Here is a 2,202-nt window from a genome sequence, read left to right on the forward strand (position 1 = left end):
TCGTCGAAGGCCGCCGCGAACACCGGGAACGCCTCGTACAACTCCCGGCCCATCCCCGACCGCTGGCTGCCCTGCCCCGTGAACAGGAACGCCAGTGCACCACTGGAGACGACCGCCCCGGCGGTCAGCGCGGAAAGGCCCGCGAGCAGCTCGTCCCGGCTCGCACCCGACACCACGGCACGGTGGTCGAACCGCGCCCGCGCCACCGCCAGCGAGTAGCCGACGTCCACCGGCGACAGCTCCGGCCGCTCGCCGACGAACGCCGCCAGGCGCCCGGCCTGCGCCCGCAGCGCCGCCTCCGACTTGCCCGAGAGCACCCACGGCACCGGAGCGTCGACCGTGACCGCAGCCGCCTCCGCCGGCTCCTCCACCGCAGCCTGCTCCAGCACCACGTGCGCGTTGGTGCCGCTGATGCCGAACGAGGACACCGCCGCCCGGCGCGGACGCCCGAGCTCGGGCCAGTCCCGCGCCTCGGTCAGCAGCTCCACCGACCCCGCCGACCAGTCCACCTCGGGCGTGGGCGCGTCGACGTTCAGGGTCTGCGGCATGACGCCTTCGCGCAGCGCCATCACCATCTTGATGATGCCCGCCGCGCCGGCCGCTGCCTGGGTGTGGCCGATGTTGGACTTCACCGAGCCGAGCCAGAGCGGCTCGCCGCCCTCACGGCCCTGCCCGTACGTCGCCAGCAGCGCCTGCGCCTCGATCGGGTCGCCCAGTCGCGTACCCGTCCCGTGCGCCTCCACCACGTCCACGTCACCCGTGGACAGGCCCGAGTCCGCCAGCGCCTGCCGGATCACCCGCTGCTGCGACGGGCCGTTCGGCGCCGTCAGGCCGTTCGACGCACCGTCCTGGTTGACGGCCGAACCCCGCACCACCGCAAGGACCTTGTGCCCGTTACGCCGAGCATCCGACAGCCGCTCCAGCACGAGCAGTCCGGCGCCCTCGCCCCAGATCGTGCCGTCGGCCGCCGCCGCGAAGGCCTTGATCCGGCCGTCGGGCGCCAGCCCGCGCTGCCGCGAGAAGTCCACGAAGGTCTCCGGGGTGGACATGACCGTCACACCACCGGTGAGGACGAGCGAGGACTCACCGCGCCGCAGCGACTGCACGGCCAGGTGCAGGGCCACCAGCGACGACGAGCAGGCCGTGTCCACCGACACCGCCGGACCCTCCAGACCCAGCGCGTACGACACGCGACCGGAGGCGACACTGCCGGAGGTGCCCGTGCTGAGGTAGCCCTCCAAATCCTCGGGGACGGCCTGGAGGCTCGGGAAGTAGTCGGTGTTCATCACGCCGGCGAACACGCCGGTCCGGCTGCCGCGCAGCTCGTTCGGGTCGATCCCGGCGCTCTCCAGCGCCTCCCACGACGCCTCCAGCAGCAAGCGCTGCTGCGGGTCCATGGACAGCGCCTCGCGCGGCGAGATCCCGAAGAATTCGGCGTCGAAGTCACCCGCGGGGACGAAGCCGCCCTCCCGCACGTACGTCGTGCCGACCCGCGACGGGTCCGCGTCGAAGATCCCCTCGTTGTCCCAGCCGCGGTCGGCCGGGAACGGGGTGAGGCCCTCGCCGCCGTCCAGGACCATCCGCCACAGGTCCTCGGGAGAGGCGATACCGCCCGCGAAGCGGCAGCTCATGCCGATGATCGCGATCGGCTCGTCGTCCACGGCCGTCCGGACGGCCACTGCGGCGTCCTCGACAGCGGTCTCGCTGCCGAAGGTCTCGGCGAGCAGGAACTCGACGAGGGCGGTGGGGGTCGGGTAGTCGAAGGTGAGGGTCGCGGGCAGGCGCAGTCCGGTGAGGGTGTTGAGCCGGTTGCGCAGCTCGACCGCGGTCAGCGAGTCGAAGCCCAGCTCCTTGAACGCCCGCTTCGGTTCGATCGCCCGGCCGTCGCCGTGGCCGAGCACGGCAGCGACGTGGCCGCGGACCAGGTCCATCAGGGTGTTCGTCCGCTCGCTGGACGAGAGTCCGGCGAGCCGGGCGGCGAGGCCGGAGGCGCCGCCGGCCTCGCTGGCGCGGCTCGCGACGGCACGGCGGACGGGCGCGCCGACGAGCCCGCGCAGCAGGGCGGGGACAGTGGCGTCAGCCGTGCGGAACGCGGCGAGGTCGAGCACCATCGGGGAGGCGACGGGCAGGCCGGCCGCCAGCACGACGTCCAGGAGTTCGAGACCGCGCCCGGTCGGCAACGGACTCATCCCCGCCCGGCGA

1 protein-coding gene is annotated in these 2,202 nt (G+C 73.5%); it reads right to left on the reverse strand.

Features of this window, described 5'->3' with window-relative positions; all coding sequences use genetic code 11:
* Nucleotides 1–2,202 (reverse strand): beta-ketoacyl synthase N-terminal-like domain-containing protein (locus tag ACFV1W_RS40495; RefSeq protein ID WP_380422571.1); only part of this gene is annotated, 2,202 nt, incomplete at both ends.

The organism is Kitasatospora sp. NPDC059648 (assembly GCF_042734825.1).
Lineage (GTDB): Bacteria > Actinomycetota > Actinomycetes > Streptomycetales > Streptomycetaceae > Kitasatospora.